At 51.3% G+C, this 22,155-nt stretch carries 24 protein-coding genes; 12 read left to right on the forward strand and 12 right to left on the reverse strand.

Annotated elements, in window-relative coordinates:
* Window positions 1-45: 45 nt before the first annotated feature.
* Window positions 46-1,419, reverse strand: coding sequence for an MFS transporter (locus tag SK35_RS10820; protein WP_048216186.1), 1,374 nt, complete (start codon window positions 1,417-1,419; stop codon window positions 46-48).
* A gap of 174 nt (window positions 1,420-1,593) precedes the next feature.
* On the opposite strand from SK35_RS10820, the gene kdgR reads away from it, so the two are divergent.
* A complete protein-coding gene (gene kdgR, locus SK35_RS10825) occupies window positions 1,594-2,385 on the forward strand; it encodes a DNA-binding transcriptional regulator KdgR (protein WP_003833778.1) in 792 nt (263 codons plus the stop codon).
* A 114-nt stretch (window positions 2,386-2,499) separates the two neighbouring features.
* Here kdgR and SK35_RS10830 read toward each other — a convergent pair whose 3' ends face one another.
* Complete coding sequence (locus tag SK35_RS10830; protein WP_003034975.1) at window positions 2,500-2,739, reverse strand: YobH family protein; 240 nt, start codon at window positions 2,737-2,739, stop codon at window positions 2,500-2,502.
* Window positions 2,740-2,903: 164 nt separating this feature from the next.
* Here SK35_RS10830 and mgrB point away from each other — a divergent pair, with 164 nt between their 5' ends.
* From mgrB to rlmA, 6 genes are all read left to right on the forward strand, one after another.
* Window positions 2,904-3,047: a PhoP/PhoQ regulator MgrB gene (gene mgrB, locus SK35_RS10835; protein WP_048216187.1), complete on the forward strand. Its 144-nt coding sequence runs from the start codon at window positions 2,904-2,906 to the stop codon at window positions 3,045-3,047.
* Between the two features lie 74 nt (window positions 3,048-3,121).
* Window positions 3,122-3,406, forward strand: coding sequence for a YebO family protein (locus SK35_RS10840; protein ID WP_048216188.1), 285 nt, complete (start codon window positions 3,122-3,124; stop codon window positions 3,404-3,406).
* A 636-nt stretch (window positions 3,407-4,042) separates the two neighbouring features.
* A complete protein-coding gene (locus tag SK35_RS10845) occupies window positions 4,043-4,186 on the forward strand; it encodes a DUF2627 domain-containing protein (protein WP_003034983.1) in 144 nt (47 codons plus the stop codon).
* Between the two features lie 12 nt (window positions 4,187-4,198).
* Window positions 4,199-4,408, forward strand: coding sequence for a transcription antiterminator/RNA stability regulator CspE (gene cspE, locus SK35_RS10850; RefSeq protein WP_001062678.1), 210 nt, complete (start codon window positions 4,199-4,201; stop codon window positions 4,406-4,408).
* A 219-nt stretch (window positions 4,409-4,627) separates the two neighbouring features.
* Complete coding sequence (gene ftsI, locus SK35_RS10855) at window positions 4,628-6,373, forward strand: peptidoglycan glycosyltransferase FtsI (RefSeq protein ID WP_003833773.1); 1,746 nt, start codon at window positions 4,628-4,630, stop codon at window positions 6,371-6,373.
* A gap of 63 nt (window positions 6,374-6,436) precedes the next feature.
* Window positions 6,437-7,246 (forward strand): 23S rRNA (guanine(745)-N(1))-methyltransferase, encoded by an 810-nt coding sequence (gene rlmA / locus SK35_RS10860; protein ID WP_048216189.1) that lies wholly within the window; start codon window positions 6,437-6,439, stop codon window positions 7,244-7,246.
* Here rlmA and mntP read toward each other — a convergent pair.
* From mntP to manX, 5 genes are all read right to left on the reverse strand, one after another.
* Window positions 7,243-7,809 (reverse strand): manganese efflux pump MntP, encoded by a 567-nt coding sequence (gene mntP / locus SK35_RS10865; protein WP_003021013.1) that lies wholly within the window; start codon window positions 7,807-7,809, stop codon window positions 7,243-7,245. The genes rlmA and mntP overlap by 4 nt on opposite strands.
* Before the next feature lie 432 nt (window positions 7,810-8,241).
* Window positions 8,242-8,700, reverse strand: a complete 459-nt coding sequence (locus SK35_RS10870; protein WP_048216190.1) for a DUF986 family protein — start codon at window positions 8,698-8,700, stop codon at window positions 8,242-8,244.
* 60 nt (window positions 8,701-8,760) lie between these two features.
* Window positions 8,761-9,612 carry a PTS mannose transporter subunit IID gene (locus tag SK35_RS10875; protein WP_003833769.1) on the reverse strand — a complete coding sequence of 284 codons (852 nt, stop codon included), beginning with the start codon at window positions 9,610-9,612 and terminating at the stop codon, window positions 8,761-8,763.
* Between the two features lie 12 nt (window positions 9,613-9,624).
* Window positions 9,625-10,425 carry a PTS mannose/fructose/sorbose transporter subunit IIC gene (locus SK35_RS10880; RefSeq protein WP_003021004.1) on the reverse strand — a complete coding sequence of 267 codons (801 nt, stop codon included), beginning with the start codon at window positions 10,423-10,425 and terminating at the stop codon, window positions 9,625-9,627.
* Window positions 10,426-10,483: 58 nt separating this feature from the next.
* On the reverse strand, window positions 10,484-11,446 hold the full coding sequence (gene manX / locus SK35_RS10885) for a PTS mannose transporter subunit IIAB (protein ID WP_003833768.1): 963 nt from the start codon (window positions 11,444-11,446) through the stop codon (window positions 10,484-10,486).
* A gap of 313 nt (window positions 11,447-11,759) precedes the next feature.
* Between manX and SK35_RS27140 the strand changes: the two genes are divergently transcribed.
* Both SK35_RS27140 and yoaE read left to right on the forward strand, forming a co-directional pair.
* Window positions 11,760-11,918, forward strand: a complete 159-nt coding sequence (locus SK35_RS27140) for a protein YoaL (protein WP_370766360.1) — start codon at window positions 11,760-11,762, stop codon at window positions 11,916-11,918.
* Complete coding sequence (gene yoaE, locus SK35_RS10890) at window positions 11,906-13,465, forward strand: CNNM family cation transport protein YoaE (RefSeq protein WP_048216191.1); 1,560 nt, start codon at window positions 11,906-11,908, stop codon at window positions 13,463-13,465. Before SK35_RS27140 ends, yoaE begins: the two co-directional genes overlap by 13 nt.
* Window positions 13,466-13,471: 6 nt before the next feature.
* On the opposite strand, the gene SK35_RS10895 is transcribed toward yoaE, so the two are convergent.
* The 4 genes from SK35_RS10895 to pabB all read right to left on the reverse strand — a co-directional run bounded on the left by SK35_RS10895 (window position 13,472) and on the right by pabB (window position 18,695).
* On the reverse strand, window positions 13,472-15,073 hold the full coding sequence (locus SK35_RS10895; protein WP_048216192.1) for an EAL domain-containing protein: 1,602 nt from the start codon (window positions 15,071-15,073) through the stop codon (window positions 13,472-13,474).
* A gap of 130 nt (window positions 15,074-15,203) precedes the next feature.
* Window positions 15,204-16,568: an L-serine ammonia-lyase gene (gene sdaA / locus SK35_RS10900; RefSeq protein ID WP_003833765.1), complete on the reverse strand. Its 1,365-nt coding sequence runs from the start codon at window positions 16,566-16,568 to the stop codon at window positions 15,204-15,206.
* A gap of 183 nt (window positions 16,569-16,751) precedes the next feature.
* Window positions 16,752-17,330: a CoA pyrophosphatase gene (locus SK35_RS10905; protein ID WP_003020991.1), complete on the reverse strand. Its 579-nt coding sequence runs from the start codon at window positions 17,328-17,330 to the stop codon at window positions 16,752-16,754.
* Between the two features lie 3 nt (window positions 17,331-17,333).
* Window positions 17,334-18,695: an aminodeoxychorismate synthase component 1 gene (gene pabB / locus SK35_RS10910; RefSeq protein WP_048216193.1), complete on the reverse strand. Its 1,362-nt coding sequence runs from the start codon at window positions 18,693-18,695 to the stop codon at window positions 17,334-17,336.
* Between the two features lie 83 nt (window positions 18,696-18,778).
* On the opposite strand from pabB, the gene SK35_RS10915 reads away from it, so the two are divergent.
* Window positions 18,779-18,958 (forward strand): YoaH family protein, encoded by a 180-nt coding sequence (locus SK35_RS10915; protein WP_003020986.1) that lies wholly within the window; start codon window positions 18,779-18,781, stop codon window positions 18,956-18,958.
* A 6-nt stretch (window positions 18,959-18,964) separates the two neighbouring features.
* Here the strand turns inward: SK35_RS10915 and SK35_RS10920 are convergent, their stop codons facing one another.
* The gene (locus SK35_RS10920) at window positions 18,965-19,309 is read right to left on the reverse strand and encodes a RidA family protein (RefSeq protein WP_003020984.1); all 345 of its coding nucleotides are present in this window, start codon (window positions 19,307-19,309) and stop codon (window positions 18,965-18,967) included.
* Between the two features lie 141 nt (window positions 19,310-19,450).
* On the opposite strand from SK35_RS10920, the gene SK35_RS10925 reads away from it, so the two are divergent.
* Window positions 19,451-21,361 carry an ATP-dependent DNA helicase gene (locus tag SK35_RS10925; protein ID WP_048216194.1) on the forward strand — a complete coding sequence of 637 codons (1,911 nt, stop codon included), beginning with the start codon at window positions 19,451-19,453 and terminating at the stop codon, window positions 21,359-21,361.
* A gap of 58 nt (window positions 21,362-21,419) precedes the next feature.
* The gene (gene tsaB, locus SK35_RS10930; protein WP_048216195.1) at window positions 21,420-22,115 is read left to right on the forward strand and encodes a tRNA (adenosine(37)-N6)-threonylcarbamoyltransferase complex dimerization subunit type 1 TsaB; all 696 of its coding nucleotides are present in this window, start codon (window positions 21,420-21,422) and stop codon (window positions 22,113-22,115) included.
* The last annotated feature ends 40 nt before the right edge of the window (window positions 22,116-22,155 follow it).

Below are 22,155 nucleotides of genomic sequence, written 5' to 3' on the forward strand. Positions count from 1 at the left end.
GGCAGCAGACTTAAAATAAAAAGCGCGTCGACAGACGCGCTTTTTTTATGCCTGAACTCGCGGTTGTGTGATACGTAAGCCACTCACGATTGCGGCTAGCGAAGCCAGAATACCCGCTGTTATCAGCGAAACGTGTGTTCCGCTGTCGCCAAACTGATTTAGCATCAGCGCAACCAGTGCGGCCCCGGTACTCTGGCCCAGTAAACGCGCCGTTCCAAGCATACCGCTCGCGCCTCCGCTACGATCACGCGGCGCGGAGGTGATGATGGTGTGATTATTCGGTGACTGGAACAAGCCAAAACCCGCACCGCACAAAATCATTGGCCAGATGATATTAAAATCAGAAGGTGATGCGGGCAGCAACACCAGCGAAAACAGCCCACACGCCATTACTGCCATGCCCAGCGCGCCCAGCAGACCCGCATGAACACGTTCAATCAAATATCCCGCCAGTGGGGCCATCACCATGGTTGCCAGTGGCCACGGCGTCAGCAGCAGGCCCGTTTCAACCTCGCTGCGCCCGAGAACCGTTTGCATGAAAAATGGGAGAGAAACCATCGCCAGCATCTGTGCGCTGAATGAACAGATTGAAGTACAAATAGAGAGTGAAAACAGCGGAATGCGCAGCAGATCAACCGGTAGTAACGGTACTGGCAATGCGAGTTGGCGGCGGATAAAGAAAAACCCTACCACGAGAAGCCCCACAAGTTCAGCACCAATCAGTTTTAGCGACTGTCCCTGCGCAAATCCGCTGAGTGCCGTGATTAACAAACCGAATGTTAAGGCGTTCATCACTGCGCTGGGCAGATCGAAGCGCGGTTTATTGCTACGTGATGAATTGGGTGGCAAAAAACGCATAGCCAGTAGCAGGGCGATGATCCCCAGTGGAACGTTAATCAGGAATAGCCATTTCCACGAGGCAATAGAAAGAATAGCCGCCGCAATAGTCGGACCCGCTGCCGAGGATACAGCCACGATAAAGGAGTTAATACCCATTCCGCGGCCAAGCTGGCGCTGAGGATAAATGAGTCGGATCAATGCCGTATTAACGCTCATCAGCGCAGCGCCGCCAAACCCCTGAGCCACGCGCGCTAACGTCAGCATATGCAGCGAGTCTGACAAGGCACAAAACAGCGACGCCAACAGAAACACGACCAGACCACACTTATAAATGCGTCGGTAGCCAAACATATCACCTAAAAAAGAGAGCGATAACAGCGAAACAACGATCGCAATTTGGTAGGCGTTCACAATCCAGATTGAGCTGGCGGGTGAGGCCTGAAGATCGGTGGCGATAGTGGGGAGGGCAACATTCGCTATTGCGCCGTCGAGTACTGCCATAGAGATGCCAATAACAATGGTTAAAATTGCACCATATCGCTGGGGCAATGGCAGACCATCGGTCTGAGTTTTTTCCATAGGAAGTCAATATTGTCGGAATTTATGATGAGAATAATAATTTTAGCATTGATATTCAGGCGTTAGGTCGCAGATTTGTAACTAAGTAAGCAAAGAGCGATTGCGAGGGCTGATACGTGAAATTATAATAAAAACCGGTTCTGATTTTTATAAAACACTCGAAAGGGGTGATAAATGGCAATCGCAGATCTGGATAAACAACCCGATTCTGTATCTTCCGTGCTGAAGGTTTTTGGCATCCTGCAGGCGCTGGGTGAAGAGCGCGAAATTGGTATTACCGAGTTGTCGCAACGCGTCATGATGTCGAAAAGCACCGTTTATCGCTTTTTGCAGACCATGAAAACGCTGGGCTATGTGGCACAAGAAGGGGAGTCTGAGAAATACTCACTGACCCTGAAACTATTCGAGCTGGGTGCTCGCGCGTTACAAAACGTCGATCTTATCCGTAGCGCTGATATTCAGATGCGCGAACTTTCGCGCCTGACCAAAGAAACAGTACACCTTGGCGCACTGGATGAAGACAGCATCGTCTACATTCATAAAATCGATTCCATGTACAATCTGCGCATGTATTCTCGCGTAGGTCGCCGTAATCCACTGTACAGCACGGCTATCGGTAAAGTTCTGCTGGCATGGCGTGACCGCGATGAAGTGAAGCAAATTCTGGACGGTATTGAGTACAAACGCAGCACCGACCGTACTATTACCAATACTGATGAGCTGCTGGTACTGCTGGATAAAGTCCGTGAGCAGGGCTACGGTGAAGACAACGAAGAACAGGAAGAAGGTCTGCGCTGCATCGGTGTGCCGGTGTTTGACCGTTTCGGTGTGGTGATTGCAGGCTTGAGTATTTCATTCCCGACGCTGCGTTTCTCAGAGGAACGTTTGCACGAGTATGTGGCGATGCTGCATACGGCTGCGCGTAAAATTTCAGAACAAATGGGTTATAACGATTATCCGTTCTAATCTGGCGTAATAGCGTCAACTTAAAAACCCCAGATATTTTTGTATCTGGGGTTTTTTATGAACAGTCATAACGTTAGTTGGTGCAAATAACGTAGCGTATGTATTGTTGCTATATTAACCGTTATCAATAATGACCGTACTTTTTCTTAACAAAGGGCAATCCGACAGGCCAATGATACCGCTGTTTGTGTGGACGTATTGTGCGGTGCTGGTTCCGCGGGCGGTCAGATATTGGCATTGCAAGCCCAGACCCGCTGCATTCTCCTTACTTCCAATCAAAATTCCGTAGCCGCTCAGTAATAAACCGATCCAAACCAGAGCTAACAACACAATAGCGCGGATTATCAGACGCATTACAACCTCTTATCTTTTCTCGTTATTATTAGATTAGCCTGTACATGGGATGAAACAAGTGAATCATTCCTAAAAAGATTGAATGCCGATACAGTTAACGCTGGGTTTAGGTAACGCATGATAATTTATAGACATAAGATGTAGATTCGAAGAGTGGAGCTGGAGTGAAAAAAATTCGCTGGGTAGTGCTGATAGTTGTCGTGCTGGTATGCATACTGATGTGGGCGCAAGTGTTCAACATCTTGTGCGATCAGGATGTACAATTTTTCAGCGGTATTTGTGCCATCAATAAATTTATTCCCTGGTAAGCGCATTTTTGCCACAGTTGATTACCTTCTTGTGCGGCAGTGGTAAACTACGCTGTCTACATTGAGGTGGTGAAATGAACGAAGTTTTGAATTCTGGCGCGTTGGGTTTGGCGTCTTTGGCTGTATCGGTGGTGATTCTGGTTGTCGGGCTTGTACTGTGGTTTTTCGTCAATCGGGCAAGTTCGCGTACTAATGAGCAGATTGAGTTGCTTGAAGCATTGTTAGATCAGCAAAAAAGACAGAACGCATTGCTCCGTCGCCTTTGCGAAGCTAACGAACCTGAAAAAGCAGCAGAGCCTGCTGCGGTCACAGCGAAGGATGAAGATGATGACATCATCCGCCTGGTAGCTGAGCGGTAAAAACGGTATGACAGGGTGAGGATCTGTTGCTTTTGTTCTCAGATGTTTCATCCTGTCACCAACGTGCCAGATTATTTTCTTCTGTACATGTCGTGTAATTAGCACTCTGATACGCGTGTAAACTCAGTATTTTCAGATGCTCCAACCAATTAATATCTTATCCCCGGTCTGATATAAATATAATTTCCCATACGATAAAAATATGATTATGTCATTTTTGTGATAGCGATCGTTTTATTAACAGCGAAACGTTTCTCTTACTTTTTTTGTGCATTGTCATCATTCTTTCATTATTTTGGTGCAAAAGCAGAAGGCGGATCTCATTTTTACGCTTGTGACATTTTATGCATTACTAAGCATAAAAAATGATATCCGGCACATCCTGTAACAGCTAATCTGGAACAACAGAAACTATTGAGCTATGGTAGAAATGTCCCGGCTATGGTGCAAGCCAGGCGGGGGATGGGGTGAGCGGCGGGAATATAACACTACTCGGTGTGGCGCATAACTGTGCAGTTGCTGTTTGATGAACGACGGGATTTGTGCGACCGATCGAGACACGTTTAAAAATGGCTTGCCATTATTAACGTTGTATGTGATAACACGTTTTGGGTTAAACGAGGTACAGTTCTGTTTATGTGTGGCATTTTCAGTAAAGAAGTCCTGAGTAAACACGTTGACGTTGAATACCGCTTCTCTGCCGAACCTTATATTAGTGCCTCAAGCAGTAATGTCTCAGTTTTATCTATGTTATGCCTGCGGGCGAAGAAAATACTCTAAGGAATTTTGCAAATGGCAAAGATTAAAGGTCAAGTTAAGTGGTTCAACGAGTCTAAAGGTTTTGGTTTCATTACTCCGGCTGATGGCAGCAAAGACGTGTTCGTACACTTCTCCGCTATCCAGGGTAACGGCTTCAAAACTCTGGCTGAAGGCCAGAACGTTGAGTTCGAAATTCAGGACGGCCAGAAAGGTCCGGCTGCTGTTAACGTAACAGCTATCTGATCGACACCACTGATTTGAAGCGCATATGCGCAACCATCTCAGATATAAAGCCTCGCCTATGCGGGGCTTTTTAATTCAAAATACGTCTAAATATTTCTAAATGCCCTTCCATTAGCGCTTTGTTGCAAAGGCGTGATGTTCGTAGCATAGTTTTCCCCGCTTTCTTACGACATTTCTCGTTAAATCAGACACCTGAAAAACTATCTTGCTGGAGACCAGGTGAAAAAGAAAAACGACGGCGACGCGCGCAATTTTACTCCCGTACGTTTTGCCCTGCTTTGTGTGGCAATATTATTGAGTCTGGGATTGCTGCTGGGTCGGGTTGCGTGGCTGCAAATTGTCACGCCGACGAGTCTGGTGAAACAGGAAGACATGCGTTCGTTACGTGAGGTAACTATTGCCTCGCCGCGCGGGATGATTACCGACAGAGAAGGGCGACCGCTGGCGGTAAGTGTTCCGGTTAACGCCGTATGGGCCGATCCTAAGACCATCATCAGCAAGGGTGGCGTGGGTTACAACGAACGCTGGCAGGCTCTGGCAAGGACTTTGCATTTGTCACTGAGTACGCTGGCGGAACGCGTTAACAGTAATCCTGGCGGACGTTTTATTTATCTGGCACGACAAATTTCCCCTCAGCAGGCTGAGTGGGTAGATGATCTTAATCTCCCGGGCATCAACCTGCGCGAGGAATCCCGCCGGTTCTATCCCGCAGGCCACGTAGCGGCGAATCTCATTGGTTTTACCAACATTGATGGACAAGGCATTGAAGGGCTGGAAAAGAGCTTTAATAACCAGCTGATGGGTAAACCTGGCTCCCGTCTGGTACGTAAAGACAAATTTGGCCATGTCATTGAGAATATCACCGAAGTTACGCCTGTTCCTGCACACGAATTACAGCTCAGCATCGATGAGCGTCTGCAGACGGTCACCGAAGATGCGTTGGACAATGCCGTTACGTGGAATAAAGCAGAATCAGGAGCCGCAGTGCTGGTCAACATTGCTACCGGTGAAATACTGTCCATGGCGAGCTTTCCTGACTTCAACCCCAATAATCGTGATGGCGCGGTACTGGATGATTTTCGTAACCGTGCAATTAGCGATACGTTTGAACCCGGTTCAACCGTTAAACCGCTGGTGATCATGACTGCACTCCAGCAGGGGATTGTACAACCCGACAGCGTGATTGATACCCATCCTTTTTACCTTGATGGGCATCGTATTCGCGACGTCGGATTTTACCCGGAACTGTCGCTGACCGGAATTTTGCAGAAATCGAGCGATACCGGCGTGTCGCACCTTTCATTGGCTATGCCTGTCCAAAAATTGCTGGATACCTATAAGAGCTTTGGTTTTGGCGATCCAACCGGACTGGGATTAACCGGTGAAAGCAGCGGTTTAATGCCTCAACGCCGCTACTGGAGCGATTTGGATCGCGCGACCTTTGCATTTGGTTATGGATTAATGGTAACGCCGCTGCAGTTGGCGCACGTATATGCAACCATTGGTAGTTTTGGTATCTATCGGCCCCTTTCGATTACCCGTATTGACCCGCCGGTAATCGGTACCCGAGTGATGCCGGAGGCGCTGGTTCACCAGGTTGAACATATGATGGAAAGCGTTGCGTTACCTGGTGGTGGGGGAACTAAAGCCGCGGTCAGGGATTATCGCGTGGCGGTTAAAACAGGAACGGCAAAGAAAATTGGTGATGACGGTAAGTATGTCGATAAATACGTGGCCTACACGGCAGGCGTTGCGCCAGCGAGCGACCCGAAATTTGCACTGGTGGTCGTCATCAATAATCCGCAAAACGGTGCTTATTATGGTGGGGCTGTCTCTGCGCCTGTCTTCAGCCAGATAATGGGTGATGTCCTGCGTCTGGAGAACGTTAAACCGGATGGCATGCCTGCTGACTCCGATCATCTGCTGGTGATGCACGGCAGCAACGTATCCTCGCCGTCGCTGTAAGTTATTTTCCCAGGGCGCAATTCGCGTTACACTTGCGCCCTTAAGTCACCTGCCGGAGTTGTCATGTCGTTTTCCTGTCCTCTTTGCCACCAGCCTCTTACTCAAGCGAATAACAGTTTTGTCTGCCCCGGGCGGCACCAGTTTGACGTGGCGAAAGAAGGGTATGTCAACTTACTGCCGGTTCAGCATAAACGATCGCGCGATCCGGGTGACAGCGCTGAGATGATGCAGGCGCGACGGGCATTTCTTGATGCCGGGCACTATCAACCATTGCGTGATGCGATTGTGAATGTGCTGAAAGAGAAGTCGACTTCAGAAGATGCAGCGATCCTGGATATTGGCTGTGGGGAAGGGTATTACACCCATGCGTTTGCCGACGCGCTGACGGGTTGTACAACCTTTGGTCTTGACGTCTCCAAAGTGGCAATTAAAGCTGCAGCCAGACGCTATCCGCAGGTGACCTTTTGCGTTGCCTCCAGCCATCGTCTGCCGTTCGCAGATGAGTCAATGGATGCCATCATCAGGATCTACGCGCCCTGTAAAGCGCAAGAGCTGGCACGCGTGGTTAAACCGGGGGGATGGGTTATCACCGCCACGCCGGGACCGCGTCATTTAATGGAACTGAAAGGGCTTATTTATGATGAGGTGCGTTTGCATGCGCCGCACACAGAGCAACTGGACGGTTTTGTTCTGCAACAGAGTATTGCGCTGGGGTATCAGATGCAGCTTCAGGGCAGCGAGGCCGTTGCGTTACTGCAAATGACGCCGTTCGCCTGGCGGGCAAAGCCGGAGGTGTGGAAAACGTTAGCGGAGAAAACGACGTTTGACTGCCAGACCGATTTTAGCATTCATGTCTGGCAGCGTCTGAATTAACCGTGGAAGTGTGCCCAGAGGATCTGGGCACCGATACCAATCAGCACCACCCCACCCAAAATTTCTGCTCGTTTGCCCAGCATCGGGCCAATGAAACGACCAATCATCATGCCGAGCGTGGACATAATCAATGTGGCGCAGCCGATGGCCAGCGCGGTGGCAATAATATTGACCTGCAGGAAAGCCAGACCCACCCCGACGGCCATTGCGTCGAGACTGGTGGCAATGGCGGTGGTAACCAACAGCCAGAAACCATGACGGCGCTGCGGTTCTTCCTCTTCATCCCCGTTGTCGCGAAAACCTTCGATTATCATTCGCCCGCCTAAAAAGATCAGCAGAATGAAGGCGATCCAGTGGTTCCACTCCAGCACGAATTTGCTGGCCAACATACCCATGCCCCAGCCAATCAGCGGCGTAAGCGTTTCAACTGCGCCGAATATCAGACCTGTGCGCAATGCTTCAGAAAATTTGGGTTTATGCAGTGTGGCGCCTTTGCCAATTGATGCAGCGAAAGCATCCATCGACATGCCGAAAGCGAGAAGAACGGTAGCGGTGAGATTCATAACAGCGTCCTGACCGGGGTATCCATAAAACACATCACTGCCCCCAGTAACCATGCATACAGGCCGGAATCACTGTAAATACAGCGCCATTCAGATATGCATTGCAGTTGATGTGCCTATGGTCTCGCCTGACTGAACCTGTAAATTCAGTCCGTACGCGCCACGTTTTTCAACGAGTATGTTGACACGTACATTTCCGGAGTCTGGAAATCGGCTACTCCCCAACGACGGGCGCAACCTTAACATATTTTGAGAATATAAAACAAGAAACGCAGAAATAATATTTGACTTCTAATTGAAAACGATTTTCATTTAGATTTATTTATAAATAAAACGTTAAAATAAATAACATTGTGGACAGTTAAATATAGCCTTGGCTATGTTTGTTTTTATACTGATATATAAAAACATAGTTCAGGCTATATTTATAACTTATTGATTTGAAATTAAAAGTTTATATATTTTCTCAAGATCGTCTATATTTCGTACGCGGATTAACAATCTTCGATGTTCTAATTGCATCACTAATACACCGTCTTCAGATAAATTCATCTCTTTAATGCGGTTATATTCAATCCAGACGTTGGCGAAGAAAAAACCTTTCTGCTTGAAGATGATTTTTGGCGTACGGATCCAGAACAGATACAACCCCATCAATACCAGTGCACATAATAACCATGTGGTAAATTGCGCGCCGTGGCTGGTGATGTTGTTGTAGATAAGAATAGCTACCAAGCCAAGGAAAATAACGCTGTCGACTCTGCTGCGGGGAAGCAGGGCAACAGTAAGCAGAGTAGGGCCATTACGGCGGGGCATGATGAACTGATCGTAAATGGCATACGCCAGCAGCGAAAAGATGAATAGAACCAGCACCAGGTCCGTGATAGTCATGAATCCTCAACCCTCTAAATAGAAAAACCGGGGGCAAGCCCCCGGTGATGTACAACAGTCTTACAGGCCGAGCAGTCCGACAGCGTAGCCCGCGATACCGATGACGAAGAAGCCAACGATGATCCACAGCGGGTTCACTTTTTTACGCAGCAGCCACATACAGGCGAATGTCAGCAGCAGAGGAACCAGACCCGGCATCAGCTGGTCAAGGATCGTCTGCACGGTGGTAACACGAGTCTGACCATCCTGACCGGTGATAGTGGAAACCACCAGCGGGATGTTTACGTGCGTCCACTTGTTAACCAATGCTCCCATGACAAACAGGCCGAGGATTGACGCCCCCTCGGTCAGTTTCTGCAGGAAGCCGCCGCCCATATCTTTAACGATATCGACACCTTTACGGTAGCCATATGCCACACCGTAATAACGGGTTGCCAGACGAACCAGGTTAAACAGGATGAAGAACAGCAGTGGCCCCAGCAGGCTGCCGCTCATCGCAATACCTGCGCCGAGTGCGGCGAAGACCGGACGTACGGTACCCCAGAAGATCGGGTCACCGACGCCTGCCAGCGGACCCATCAGACCAACTTTGATACCGTTGATGGCACCATCGTCAATCTCTGCGCCGTTTGCACGCTGTTCTTCCATTGCCAGCGTAACGCCCAGTACTGGAGCCGCTACGTATGGATGGGTGTTAAAGAATTCCAGGTGACGCTTAATCGCTTGCTTACGTGCATCGTTGTTTTCCGGGTACAAGCGGCGGATAGCCGGTACCATGGAGAAACAGAAACCCAGCGCCTGCATACGTTCGAAGTTCCATGAACCCTGAAACAGGTTAGAACGAATGAACACGCCACGAATGTCACTCGGAGTGAGTTTTTTCTCGGTGGTAGTTTTAGTCATATCAACCATTTCGCTCACCTGCTAGTCCAGTTCGTTATCGAGATCGTTATTGCCAGCCGCCGCAGCAGGTGCACCGGCTACGCGGTTATATTTCGGGCTCAGCTGAATGTAGAGGATGGCCATAACTGCGCCAATCACACCCAGAGCAACCAGGTTGAAGTTAGTAAATGCCGCGGTGACGAAGCCGAGGTAGAAGAATGGCATCAGATAGCCTGCGCGCATCATGTTGATGACCATCGCATAACCAACCACTACGATCATACCGCCTGCGATGTTCAGACCACCGGTTACGACTTCCGGAATGGCGTTAAGCATGCTCTGAACTTCACTGGTACCAACAGAAATCGCAACGATTACCGCCGGGATAGCGATGCGCATAGCCTGCAGGAACAGAGAGGATACGTGCAGCCAGGAGAGCGCAGTCAGGTTACCGTTTTCGGCTGCCTTATCCGCTGCGTGCTGGAATGCTACGGTGATTGTACGAACGATAATGGTCAGTACTTGGCCTGCTGCTGCCAGTGGGATAGCCAGCGCGATACCGGCACCAATGCTTTGGTGACCCGCGATAACCAGAACGGTAGAGATAATTGAGGCCAGTGCGGCATCTGGTGCAACCGCAGCACCGATGTTCATCCAGCCCAGGGCGATCATTTCCAGGGTACCACCGATGATGATACCGGTTTTCATATCCCCGAGAACGGCACCAATCAGCGTACAGGCCACCAACGGACGGTGGAACTGAAATTCATCGAGTACCGACTCCATACCCGCGATACATGCGACGATGAACACCAGCACAATCTGAAGAGTGGTAATCTCCATTGTACTTCTCCTATTGCTATACAGACTTAAGTGTGAAAACTAAGTAAATGCCAGGGAATTATTTCACCTTGGCAATCAAATCCATCATTTTCAGTTTCTGATCGGTAGAAACCTTACGGGCCTCAAGCTCAATACCGCGTTCGTTGAGTTTCTTGAAGGCTTCGATGTCTTTGTCATCGACAGAAATTGCGTTGTTTACCTGCGTTTTACCCTGACGGAAAGCCATACCGCCAATGTTCACGGAGGTAATTTTCACACCACCTTCAACGATACGTTCTACGTCGGTTGGGTTGGTGAACAACAGCATCACACGCTCACCTGCATATTTCGGGTTGTTGTAGACGCGGATCATTTTCGCGACATCAACCACATGCGCCGTCACACCCGGAGGTGCTACCTGAGTCAGCAGCGTTTTACGCACGGTATCGGCGGCAACTTCATCACTGACGACGATAATGCGCGTTACGTTGGTTTCTTTGGTCCAGCGAGTTGCCACCTGACCATGGATTAAGCGGTCATCAATACGCGCCAGGCCGATCTGCATATAATCGTTCGGACCCATCGGTTTCGCGGGGGTTGCTGCTTTAGGTGCCGCGACGGGGGCAGGAGCGGCTTTTTCCACCGGTTTTGCTTTCAGCGCTTTCACGCCTTCGCTACCGGTTTCAACGGCCAGTGCCACTAATTCATCAAAGCTTGGGTTGTCATCACGCGCCATGAAGGTCTCAACCAGCATGGGAATGTTCACACCGGCGATTACTTCGTAATGCTCTTTATCGACGACAATGCGGCTCGCAGCGTTAAACGGGCTGCCTCCCCATGTGTCAACGAGAAACAGCACGCCTTTACTGGTATCGAGTTTTGCCAACTGAGCGTTGTACTTTTCGATCAGCGTTTCAGCATTTTCGCCTGGAACGAAATCGATCCAGCCGACGTTTTCCTGCTCGCCTAACAGCATCTCTGCCGTCTTAAGTAACTGCTCTGCAGCCCAACCATGTGTGCCTATTACAATAGCAATGGTCACTTGCTACCTCCTTTATTATCGTTAACACATCAACGTGAAGATGTATTTGAATCGTCGTCCGCAATCGAATCGATTCAGATAAGGGTTACAAAGAAAAACCTATGATTTTCGTGAATTATTTTAGATATCGAAAAAAATATTTTATGTGATGAAGATCCGTAATTTAACTTCCGATTAAAAGAAATTTCGAAGGGTAAAATATCTCCGAAACAACTTATTGCAAAGGAAGGTAAATCTTTGCTAAAAACAGCTTCTCTCTGTTATGTTTAGCATCTGTTTAATTACTCAGGAGTATAGGGCAGTAGCCCACCATATGGATCGTCACCGACGTCATTTCACCTTCAGGCCGTATCAAGCCTGTCAGATTGGCACTTTTTGCCACAAATTTTCTCTGCATATCGCTTTAACGCCTGAGATCCTCAGCGCGCAGTTTGGTCATTCCTTAAGCAGGAGCTTGTCATGGAATTATTAATGGACCCGCAGATTTGGGTGGGTTTGCTCACGCTTGTCGTTCTCGAAATTGTTCTGGGTATTGATAACCTGGTCTTCATTGCGATCCTGGCTGATAAGCTGCCGCCGAAACAGCGTGATAAAGCGCGTTTAATCGGTTTGTCACTGGCACTGATTATGCGTCTGGGCTTGTTGTCCGTGATTTCGTGGATGGTGACGCTGACAAAGCCGCTGTTCACGGTAATGGACTATGCGTTCTCGGGGCGCGATCTGATTATGCTGCTGGGGGGTATCTTCCTCTTGTTCAAGGCTACGACAGAGCTGCATGAGCGGCTGGAAAACCGTGAACATGATACCGGGCAGACGAAAGGGTATGCGAGCTTTTGGGTGGTCGTAACGCAGATTGTCATCCTCGATGCGGTGTTCTCGCTGGATGCCGTGATTACGGCGGTCGGCATGGTCAACCATCTGCCAGTGATGATGGCGGCAGTAGTGATTGCCATGGCCGTGATGCTGCTGGCCTCTAAGCCGCTGACACGATTTGTGAACCAACACCCGACGGTGGTGGTGCTGTGTCTGAGCTTCCTGTTGATGATTGGTCTGAGCCTGGTTGCCGAAGGGTTTGGCTTCCATATTCCGAAAGGCTATCTGTATGCGGCGATAGGTTTCTCGATCATCATCGAGCTGTTTAACCAGATTGCCCGTCGTAACTTTATTCGCCACCAGTCGACGCTGCCATTGCGTGCGCGTACTGCCGATGCAATCCTGCGTCTGATGGGCGGTAAACGTCAGGCCAGCACGCAGATGGAATCTGACAATCCGGTGCCGGTTCCCGTCCCGGAAGGCGCATTTGTAGAAGAAGAACGCTATATGATTAACGGCGTCCTCTCTCTGGCGTCGCGTTCATTACGCGGCATTATGACGCCTCGTGGCGAAATCAGCTGGGTTGATGCCGACCTGAGCGTGGCGGAAATTCGTGAGCAGTTGCTTTCGTCTCCTCATAGCCTGTTCCCGGTATGCCGTGGCGAACTGGACGAAATCATCGGTATTGTGCGTGCTAAAGAGCTGCTGGTGGCGCTGGAAGACGGTGTGGATGTGGCGGCGATTGCCTCTGCCTCTCCGGCTATTGTTGTTCCGGAAACGCTGGACCCGATCAATCTGTTAGGCGTACTGCGTCGTGCCCGCGGTAGCTTCGTTATCGTCACTAACGAGTTTGGCGTAGTACAGGGTCTGGTCACGCCGCTGGACGTATTAGAAGCCATTGCCGGTGAATTCCCGGATGCCGATGAAACACCTGAAATTATTGCTGATGCAGGTGGTTGGTTGGTCAAAGGCGGTACCGATCTGCATGCGTTGCAACAGGCGCTGGACGTGGATACGTTAGTGAATGAAGACGAAGACATCGCCACGGTAGCAGGTTTAGTCATTGCGGCTAACGGCCATATTCCACGTGTCGGTGATGTTATCGAAGTTGCACCGCTGAGCATTACGATTGTCGAAGCGAATGACTATCGTGTGGATTTAGTTCGCATTGTTAAAGAACAACCCGCTCACGACGAAGACGAGTAATCGGGTTTAGCGAAACGGCATGACGGGCATACTGTGTCGCCCGTTATGTCGGGTGGGCGGCGGCGTGCTGCCCGCCAGCCATTTTGGGAAATCACGCAGCGGCATTGGCTTTGCGTACAAAAAACCTTGCAACAAATGTACGCCGTGTCGGCGCAAATGCTGAGCCTGCGCCTGGGTTTCAACGCCTTCCGCCACCAGTTCTATATTCAATTTTTTCCCCAAAGCGATAATGATGTCTGTGACGGTTGAGTTCACGGCGTCTGTTCCTATGGCCGAAGTAAATGATTTATCGATCTTCAGCACATCCGGGCGTAGTTTTTCCAGCCAGGAGAGCGAGCTGTTGCCGGTACCGAAATCATCAATCGCCAGTTTTACGCCAAGCCGATTTAATTCGCGTACGACCCGATAATCCACATCCAGTAACGCATCTCGTTCGGTAAGTTCGATGACTAACTGCTGAATGGGATGCTGGCTAAACCAATACTGGTTGAGATCTTTTAACAGCGTGCCATGGCGAAAATGGCTGGCGGCGACATTAATCCCAATATGAAACTGACTGCTCATCGGGAAAACGTGTCTTTGCTGAATGGTTTCTGCGATGACATGACGGGTTAGCGGCACAATCAGGTTGTGCTCCTCAGCGATGGGAATAAACACTTCCGGAGAGATCCAACCCTGGCGTGGGTTATTCCAGCGTAGAAGAATCTCCACGCCCATGCATTGCTGGGTTTGCGCATTAAGCAGCGGCTGGCAAAATAGCTCGAATTCCCGAGCAGCAAGGGCCAGATTAATCTCCCAGGAAAAACTCATTCTGCTGGCGGTCGCCAGCCATGCCACGTAACCCACTAATAAACTTAGGATCACCGCCAGCGGCAGCTGTGTTGGCAGATGTTTAATCGCCAGTTCACTGGGACCGGGGCCGGTGACGCTAATGGTAAACGGGAAATGTTGAGATGACAGCTGGTAGCGTTTTTCATCATTTAGCTTAGGCAGAGTATCGACCACACCCTGATCATACAGTAGATGCCGATTACCAACGGTTAAGCTGGCATCGGTGATCTGCGGCGGCTGGGGTTCAAGCAACATAGACGACAATAAATCAATATTGACGATTTCCAGCACGCCATCTTCACCATCGGCAGAGGATGGATACCATTGCGTCAGAATCGGGCTGCCTTTTATCAGCGAATGGTCAGTAGACAGCAGCAGTTGCGGTTCCCGGCTGGGTAATTCGGACTGTAGTTGACGAATGGGGACATTGCGATACCCAAAAATGCTGGAGCAGTAGAGGATCCCGCGTTGAATCAGATTAATAGAACGCACCGTTTGCAGTCTTGCGGCATGTTTGCTTAAGGGTAAACGCGCTACTGAGCAGGGGAGGCCAATTAACGGCAGCAATACATCACGTCCGGTCTGCAAGGGTAAAAGCACGTCATCCAGTTCTTCAACAGCATGGTTGGCAAAGGTGACGATATTTCGGTGATTTAAATTACGCTCCGAAATAAATCGGACAGTTAATGTGAGGATGAGCGTCAGTAGTGCACATACTGTGCAGACGATTAAGCGATTCCGGCGATAATTTTTAATGATCCGTTGTGCTGTTTGCATGCGGGCCGCCCGATAAGCCGTTGGTCACAGAAGCCAACAGCAACAGAGCAAGTGTAGTGGGGAAAATTACAGTAGACGAGGGAGAGGGGGCAAATTCGCCCATCCGTCGCAGATGGGCGAAAATTAAGTATTAGTCACATTGAACTTTGATTGCCAGGCCACCGCGTGACGTTTCGCGGTATTTGGCGTTCATGTCTTTACCTGTTTCGTACATGGTCTCAATGACTTTATCCAGCGAGACGCGCGGCGCGCTGGTACGGCGCATTGCCATACGCGCAGCGTTGATCGCCTTCACTGAAGCAATGGCGTTACGCTCAATGCACGGAACCTGTACCTGACCGGCAACCGGATCGCAGGTTAAGCCGAGGTTATGTTCCATGCCGATTTCGGCAGCAACACACACCTGCTCAGGGCTCGCGCCCAACAGTTCAGCCAGACCAGCGGCAGCCATGGAGCAGGCTACGCCCACTTCACCCTGACAACCTACTTCTGCACCAGAGATTGAGGCGTTCATTTTGTACAACGCGCCAATTGCACCGGCCGCCAGGAAATAGCGGGTATAGATATCTGGGCTGACGGACTCGATGAAATGATCGTAATAGGCCAGTACCGCAGGCACGATACCGCAGGCACCGTTGGTTGGCGCTGTCACTACGCGACCGCCCGCGGCGTTTTCTTCGTTAACGGCCAGCGCGAACATGTTCACCCAGTCGATCACGTTCATCGGATCGTTGGACAGCTTATCGCTGGAAACCAGCATACGACGCAGAGCTGAAGCACGACGAGGAACGCGCAGCGGACCCGGCAACACACCTTCGGTGTTCATGCCACGATCGATACAGGCCTGCATGGTTTGCCAGACGTGGCCAAAGTACTCTTCAATCTCTTTTTTGCTGTGCAGAGCAAGTTCGTTCTGCATCGCCATGCCAGAGAGAGACAGGCCGGTGCTGTTGCAGTACTCCAGCATTTCAGTCGCGGATTTGAACGGATAAGGCACGCTGACCTCGCCCGCGGCATCCTGACCAAAATGTTCTTCATCAACGATGAATCCACCGCCGATTGAGTAGTAGGTTTTGCTATAAATGACGGTTTCGCCATTGTACGCATGGATCTGCATTCCGTTTTCATGCAGCGGCAGGTTGCCGTTGTGAAAACGCATCCCGTCATTCTGCGGGAAATCCACTTCGTGCTGACCTTGCGCAAGCAGCAGGCGTCCACGCGTTTCTACGTCGCGGATAAATCCGGGGATGCTATCAATATCCACGGTAGCAGGCTCATTGCCCGCCAGACCCATAATAATGGCGATATCGGTGTGGTGACCTTTACCCGTGAGCGACAGTGAACCATACACGTCGACGGCGACACGAGTAACGCTGTCCAGTAATCCTTTTTCGACCAGGTCATCGACGAACTGTTTACCCGCCTTCATAGGCCCTACGGTATGGGAAGATGAGGGACCAATCCCCACCTTAAACATGTCGAATAGACTAATCACGATAATACTCCTACAGGGCGACTGGGCTTTCCAGTAACGATGTTATAACTGCGCATAGTGTAAGAGGGAACGCGGCGATCGGCTTAACTATTCACATGAATTAAACTAATAGATAACCGCGGTTTTACTAATGTTGTGACCTGAGTTTCAAGTTGTCTATGGCGCGCGTAAAGATAAGTATAGTCAGGGCTTGACGCCAATTTGCAGCGCCAGCTCACGAATTATTCCGGCAGTCATTCCCCAGACGAAATATTGCTCATACCAGGAAAGCCATACGCGATGTGAATCGCCACGACGGTAAATATCCAACGGGTGGTAACGACCTAAATGCAGGGCCTGGGCCAGCGGCATTTCGAACACTGCTGAAACTTCATCTTCACTGGCGCGATACGGCAGATTAGGCGGGATAATGCCTACCACTGGGGTGACCTGGAAACCGGTCACGCTGTCGACCGGCGGCAGAACGCCGATCACTTCTACGCATGAAGGTGGGATCGCCACCTCCTCCTGTGCCTCGCGAAGGGCGGCGGCAATTAACGAGGCATCACTGCTATCCACCGCCCCACCGGGGAAGGCGACCTGTCCGGCGTGCTTGCGCAGGTGAACGGAACGTTGGGTTAACAACAATCCCGGCTGTGGACGACGCACGACGGGGATCAGTACGGCGGCCTGGCGCTGGTTTAACGCGGCATGATTGACCTGCGGGCGCAGGAGTTGAAAGCGCGATAAGAAATCATCAAGCGTCAGGCTGCTGTATTCCACGTCTCAGTTCTCCAGTTGGTGCAAAATACGATTCACTTTATCAAATGTTTCCTGATATTCAGCGTCTTCCTGACTGTCCGCCACTATGCCGCCGCCAGCGGAACAATAAATTTGTCCGTTTGTGGCTGTCAGCGTGCGAATGGTGATGCTGGTATCCATATTGCCGCAGAAACTCAGATAACCGATGCTGCCACACCAGGCATTACGTCTTTGTGGCTCCAGTTCGTCAATAATTTCCATCGCCCGCACTTTCGGCGCACCGGTAATAGAGCCGCCGGGGAAGGCTGCGCGTAGCAGATCGGTGGCGTGTAATGACTCTGGCAGACGTGCGGTAATGGTGCTGACCAAATGATGAACGGCAGGGAACGGTTCGACGACAAACAGCTCCGGAACCTGTACCGAACCCGGTACGGCAACGCGGCCAATATCATTACGCATCAAATCGACGATCATCAGGTTCTCCGCACGATCCTTCGGCGAATTCGCCAGCCGCCGGGCCTGCTCACGATCGGCATCGGCATCTTCAAGCCTGGGCAACGTACCTTTAATAGGACGCGTCTGGATATGCTGGTTCTCCAGCAGAATAAAACGTTCCGGCGAAAGACTGAGGATAACGCCTTCCTCAAGACGAATAAACGCGCTGAACGGGGCGCGGTTAGCGTGATTGAGTTTGACAAATGCCTGCCACTCATCCCCCTCGTAATGCGCCTGAAAACGCTGCGCGAGGTTGACCTGGTAACAATCGCCGCTGTGCAGATAGCCCTGTACCTGGCGGAATTTTTCGCCGTACTGGGCGCGGCTCATATTGGACTGCCACGCCGAGGTCAATATAAACGGCTCACGCGTTGGCGGCTGTTGCGCGTCCAGCCATTTCAGGCGAGCCTCGACATCGGTATGGCTGAGTAGGGATACGGTCTGCAACTGGTGATCGACAATCAACGCCCAGTCGTAAATGCCAACGGCCATATCCGGTAGCGTAATATCGCGCTCAGCAATAGTCGGCAGAGATTCAAAGCGTCGGCCGAGGTCGTAGCCAAACAGACCTAACGCGCCGCCCTGAAACGGCAGATCCGGGTGATACTCGGGGTGAATCTTGTGTGCAGCTAGCGCGGAATGTAATACCGTCATTGGATCATCAAGCGAGCGCGTGATTGCGTGCCCGTTCTGCACTACGGTCTCTTCAGCACGTGTAACCAACGTGGTGACGGGGTCCGCCACCAGAATATCAAAGCGGTTATGCGGATGGTCGGCTTGACCTGAATGCAACAGCATCGCCCAGGGCAGATGGCTTAATGTCGAAAAATAGCGTTCAGCGGCGTCCTGACGCCAGGGTAATGTGATTACTGCGGGAGATAACGTCTTCATCAGTCCTGACTCGTTGCTACTCTACTGGCTAACTGCCCGGTAGCATGAAATAATTAGCGCAGACAATTTAGCAGGAGTTAACAATGTTTGCAGGTTTACCTTCACTCAGTCATGAGCAGCAGCAAAAAGCGGTTGAACGTATTCAGGAGCTGATGTCGCAGGGGATGAGCAGCGGACAAGCCATTGCTCTGGTTGCTGAAGAGTTACGCGCCAGTCATACCGGCGAGCGGATCGTGGCGCGTTTTGAAGATGAAGACGAATAACGCCGCTTAAACTGCAGCGATTATCTTAATCTCAACTTTGTATTTCGGGTTCATCAATCCGGCCTGAACGGTACAACGTACCGGCGCGTGGCCAGCAACGACCCACGCGTCCCAGGCTTTGTTCATGGCGGCAAAATCGTTTTTGTCTGCCAAAAATAGGGTGGCATCAAGAATACGTGACTTGTTGCTGCCTTGTTTTTCCAGCACCGCATCAATTTGCGCCAGCGTATTTGCCGTCTGCTCAAAGGCGTCTGCATCCAGATTTTCCGGCACGCCGGTGTAATACAGCGTGTTGTTGTGGATTACCACGTCGGACCAACGCGCTTCGGCATCAATGCGCACAATCGTCATAAATCATTCCTCATTTACGTTTTTTCATAATAGCTTTGGGTTGCGCCAAGACTGCCATAATGTTGTGCCCACGTCACCTCTTCAACTGGCGAAAGACCCGCTGGCCTGACATAATCCCTGTTCAAATGAACAGGGGGCAGTGTGACGGACGATTTTGCAGCAGACGGTCAGTTGGCTAAAGCGATACCGGGTTTTAAACCGCGAGAACCACAGCGGCAGATGGCCATCGCCGTCAGTCATGCCATCGAAAAATCACAACCGCTGGTGGTAGAAGCCGGAACCGGAACGGGTAAAACCTACGCTTATCTTGCCCCAGCGCTGCGTGCAGGAAAGAAGGTCATTGTCTCCACGGGCTCGAAGGCGTTGCAGGATCAGCTATACAGCCGCGACCTCCCGACCGTCGCGAAAGCACTGAAGTTCACCGGTAAACTGGCGCTGCTGAAAGGGCGTTCAAACTATCTGTGCCTTGAGCGTCTCGAACAGCAGGCGCTGGCGGGTGGCGACTTGCCGGTACAAACATTAAGCGACGTCATTCTGCTGCGCTCCTGGTCAAATCAAACCCTTGATGGGGACATCAGCACCTGCGTCAGCGTGGCGGAAGACTCTCAGGCCTGGCCGCTGGTGACCAGCACTAATGACAACTGTCTGGGCAGCGACTGCCCGCTGTATAAAGAGTGTTTTGTCGTTAAAGCGCGTAAAAAAGCGATGGATGCGGATGTCGTCGTGGTTAACCATCATCTGTTTCTCGCCGATATGGTGGTAAAAGAGAGCGGGTTTGGCGAACTGATCCCGGAAGCTGATGTGATGATCTTCGATGAAGCGCATCAGTTACCGGATATCGCCAGCCAGTACTTTGGTCAATCGCTCTCCAGTCGCCAGCTGTTAGACCTGGCGAAAGACATCACCATTGCCTATCGCACCGAGCTGAAAGACACTCAGCAGCTGCAAAAATGCGCCGATCGCCTTGCACAAAGCGCTCAGGACTTCCGCTTGCAGCTTGGTGAGCCGGGCTATCGCGGAAATCTGCGGGAACTGCTGGCCGACCTGCGCGTACAGCGCGCGTTTTTGCTGCTCGATGACACGCTGGAGCTGTGTTATGACGTGGCGAAGCTGTCTCTCGGGCGTTCGGCATTGCTGGATGCCGCGTTTGAGCGCGCCACGCTTTATCGTGCGCGTCTGAAGCGCCTGAAAGAGATCAATCAGCCAGGCTTCAGCTACTGGTATGAATGCACCTCCCGCCATTTCACCCTCGCGCTGACACCGCTTACGGTGGCGGATAAATTCAAAGAGGTGATGGAACAAAAGCCGGGCTGCTGGATTTTTACTTCCGCGACGCTGTCGGTAAACGACGATCTTCATCATTTCACCGCACGACTGGGTATTGAAGATGCCGAGTCGATGCTGCTGCCAAGCCCATTTGATTACACGCGCCAGGCGCTGCTGTGCGTGCCGCGTAATCTCCCGCAAACCAACCAGCCGGGGGCTGCGCGCCAGTTAGCATCCATGCTGCGACCTATTATCGAAGCGAACAACGGCCGCTGTTTTATGCTGTGCACTTCGCACGCGATGATGCGCGATCTGGCGGAACAATTCCGCGCTACGATGACGCTTCCCGTACTGCTGCAGGGCGAAACCAGCAAAGGACAACTGCTACAGCAGTTTGTCAGCGCAGGTAATGCGCTATTGGTTGCCACCAGCAGCTTCTGGGAGGGCGTGGACGTGCGCGGCGATACGCTGTCGCTGGTGATAATCGATAAACTGCCATTTACCTCGCCGGACGACCCGCTGTTAAAAGCCCGAATGGAGGATTGTCGACTGCGCGGCGGCGATCCGTTTGAAGACGTCCAGTTGCCGGATGCGGTAATCACCCTGAAGCAGGGTGTAGGGCGTCTGATACGTGATGCTGACGATCGCGGCGTGCTGGTGATTTGCGACAATCGTCTGGTTATGCGGCCATACGGCGCCACCTTCCTGGCGAGTCTTCCTCCTGCGCCGCGGACGCGTGACATCGCTCGCGCGGTTCGCTTTCTTGCCATACCAACGACTGAGTAATTTGTTACGGAGTGTGGTAAGATGCGCGCCAAATTTATTGATCTGATCACAAACACCCATGCGAATTCTGGCTATCGATACCGCCACAGAGGCGTGCTCTGTTGCCCTGTGGAATGGCGGTACTATCAAGGCTCTCTTTGAGCTTTGCCCACGAGAACACACCCAACGAATTTTACCGATGGTTCAGGAAATCCTGGCCGCTGGCGATCTCACGTTAACCGATATCGACGCCCTGGCGTTTGGTCGCGGTCCCGGCAGTTTCACCGGCGTGCGTATCGGTATTGGCATTGCTCAGGGGCTGGCGTTAGGCGCAAACTTACCGATGATCGGCGTCTCCACCCTGGCGACCATGGCACAGGGCGCCTGGCGTAAGTCGGGCGCGACTCGCGTACTGGCGGCGATTGACGCGCGAATGGGCGAAGTCTACTGGGCCGAATACCAGCGTGATGACAACGGTAACTGGCACGGTGAAAAAACCGAAGCGGTGTTAACCCCCGAGCAGGTACATGAGCGTTTATTGCAGCTGTCTGGCGACTGGGTGACGGTCGGGACGGGCTGGCCGGCATGGCCTGAGCTTGGTAAAGACAGCGGGCTGACGCTCAGCGATGGTGACGTGCTGCTTCCAGCGGCTGAAGACATGCTGCCCGTCGCCACGCAAATGCTGGCTGCGGGTGAGACCGTAGCGGTCGAACACGCTGAACCGGTTTATTTACGTAACACCGTGGCGTGGAAGAAACTTCCCGGTAAAGAATGAATCTTAGTAGTAGAACCCCGGCTAAGACGTACAGTCGTCA

This window comes from Citrobacter sp. MGH105, from assembly GCF_001037485.2.
Taxonomy (GTDB): Bacteria; Pseudomonadota; Gammaproteobacteria; order Enterobacterales; family Enterobacteriaceae; genus Citrobacter; species Citrobacter portucalensis.

What these genes read in the sequence shown, in the direction of transcription:
- kdgR (WP_003833778.1), top strand. Translation starts at nt 1,594, where the DNA reads ATGGCAATCGCAGATCTGGATAAACAACCCGATTCTGTATCTTCCGTG.
- pabB (WP_048216193.1), bottom strand. Translation starts at nt 18,695, where the DNA reads ATGAAGACGTTATCTCCCGCAGTAATCACATTACCCTGGCGTCAGGAC.
- cspE (WP_001062678.1), top strand. Translation starts at nt 4,199, where the DNA reads ATGGCAAAGATTAAAGGTCAAGTTAAGTGGTTCAACGAGTCTAAAGGT.
- SK35_RS10915 (WP_003020986.1), top strand. Translation starts at nt 18,779, where the DNA reads ATGTTTGCAGGTTTACCTTCACTCAGTCATGAGCAGCAGCAAAAAGCG.
- SK35_RS27140 (WP_370766360.1), top strand. Translation starts at nt 11,760, where the DNA reads ATGGATCGTCACCGACGTCATTTCACCTTCAGGCCGTATCAAGCCTGT.
- yoaE (WP_048216191.1), top strand. Translation starts at nt 11,906, where the DNA reads ATGGAATTATTAATGGACCCGCAGATTTGGGTGGGTTTGCTCACGCTT.
- mntP (WP_003021013.1), bottom strand. Translation starts at nt 7,809, where the DNA reads ATGAATCTCACCGCTACCGTTCTTCTCGCTTTCGGCATGTCGATGGAT.
- SK35_RS10840 (WP_048216188.1), top strand. Translation starts at nt 3,122, where the DNA reads ATGAACGAAGTTTTGAATTCTGGCGCGTTGGGTTTGGCGTCTTTGGCT.
- SK35_RS10920 (WP_003020984.1), bottom strand. Translation starts at nt 19,309, where the DNA reads ATGACGATTGTGCGCATTGATGCCGAAGCGCGTTGGTCCGACGTGGTA.
- SK35_RS10880 (WP_003021004.1), bottom strand. Translation starts at nt 10,425, where the DNA reads ATGGAGATTACCACTCTTCAGATTGTGCTGGTGTTCATCGTCGCATGT.
- rlmA (WP_048216189.1), top strand. Translation starts at nt 6,437, where the DNA reads ATGTCGTTTTCCTGTCCTCTTTGCCACCAGCCTCTTACTCAAGCGAAT.
- SK35_RS10875 (WP_003833769.1), bottom strand. Translation starts at nt 9,612, where the DNA reads ATGGTTGATATGACTAAAACTACCACCGAGAAAAAACTCACTCCGAGT.
- SK35_RS10820 (WP_048216186.1), bottom strand. Translation starts at nt 1,419, where the DNA reads ATGGAAAAAACTCAGACCGATGGTCTGCCATTGCCCCAGCGATATGGT.
- SK35_RS10830 (WP_003034975.1), bottom strand. Translation starts at nt 2,739, where the DNA reads ATGCGTCTGATAATCCGCGCTATTGTGTTGTTAGCTCTGGTTTGGATC.
- SK35_RS10870 (WP_048216190.1), bottom strand. Translation starts at nt 8,700, where the DNA reads ATGACTATCACGGACCTGGTGCTGGTTCTATTCATCTTTTCGCTGCTG.
- SK35_RS10895 (WP_048216192.1), bottom strand. Translation starts at nt 15,073, where the DNA reads ATGCAAACAGCACAACGGATCATTAAAAATTATCGCCGGAATCGCTTA.
- tsaB (WP_048216195.1), top strand. Translation starts at nt 21,420, where the DNA reads ATGCGAATTCTGGCTATCGATACCGCCACAGAGGCGTGCTCTGTTGCC.
- SK35_RS10845 (WP_003034983.1), top strand. Translation starts at nt 4,043, where the DNA reads ATGTGTGGCATTTTCAGTAAAGAAGTCCTGAGTAAACACGTTGACGTT.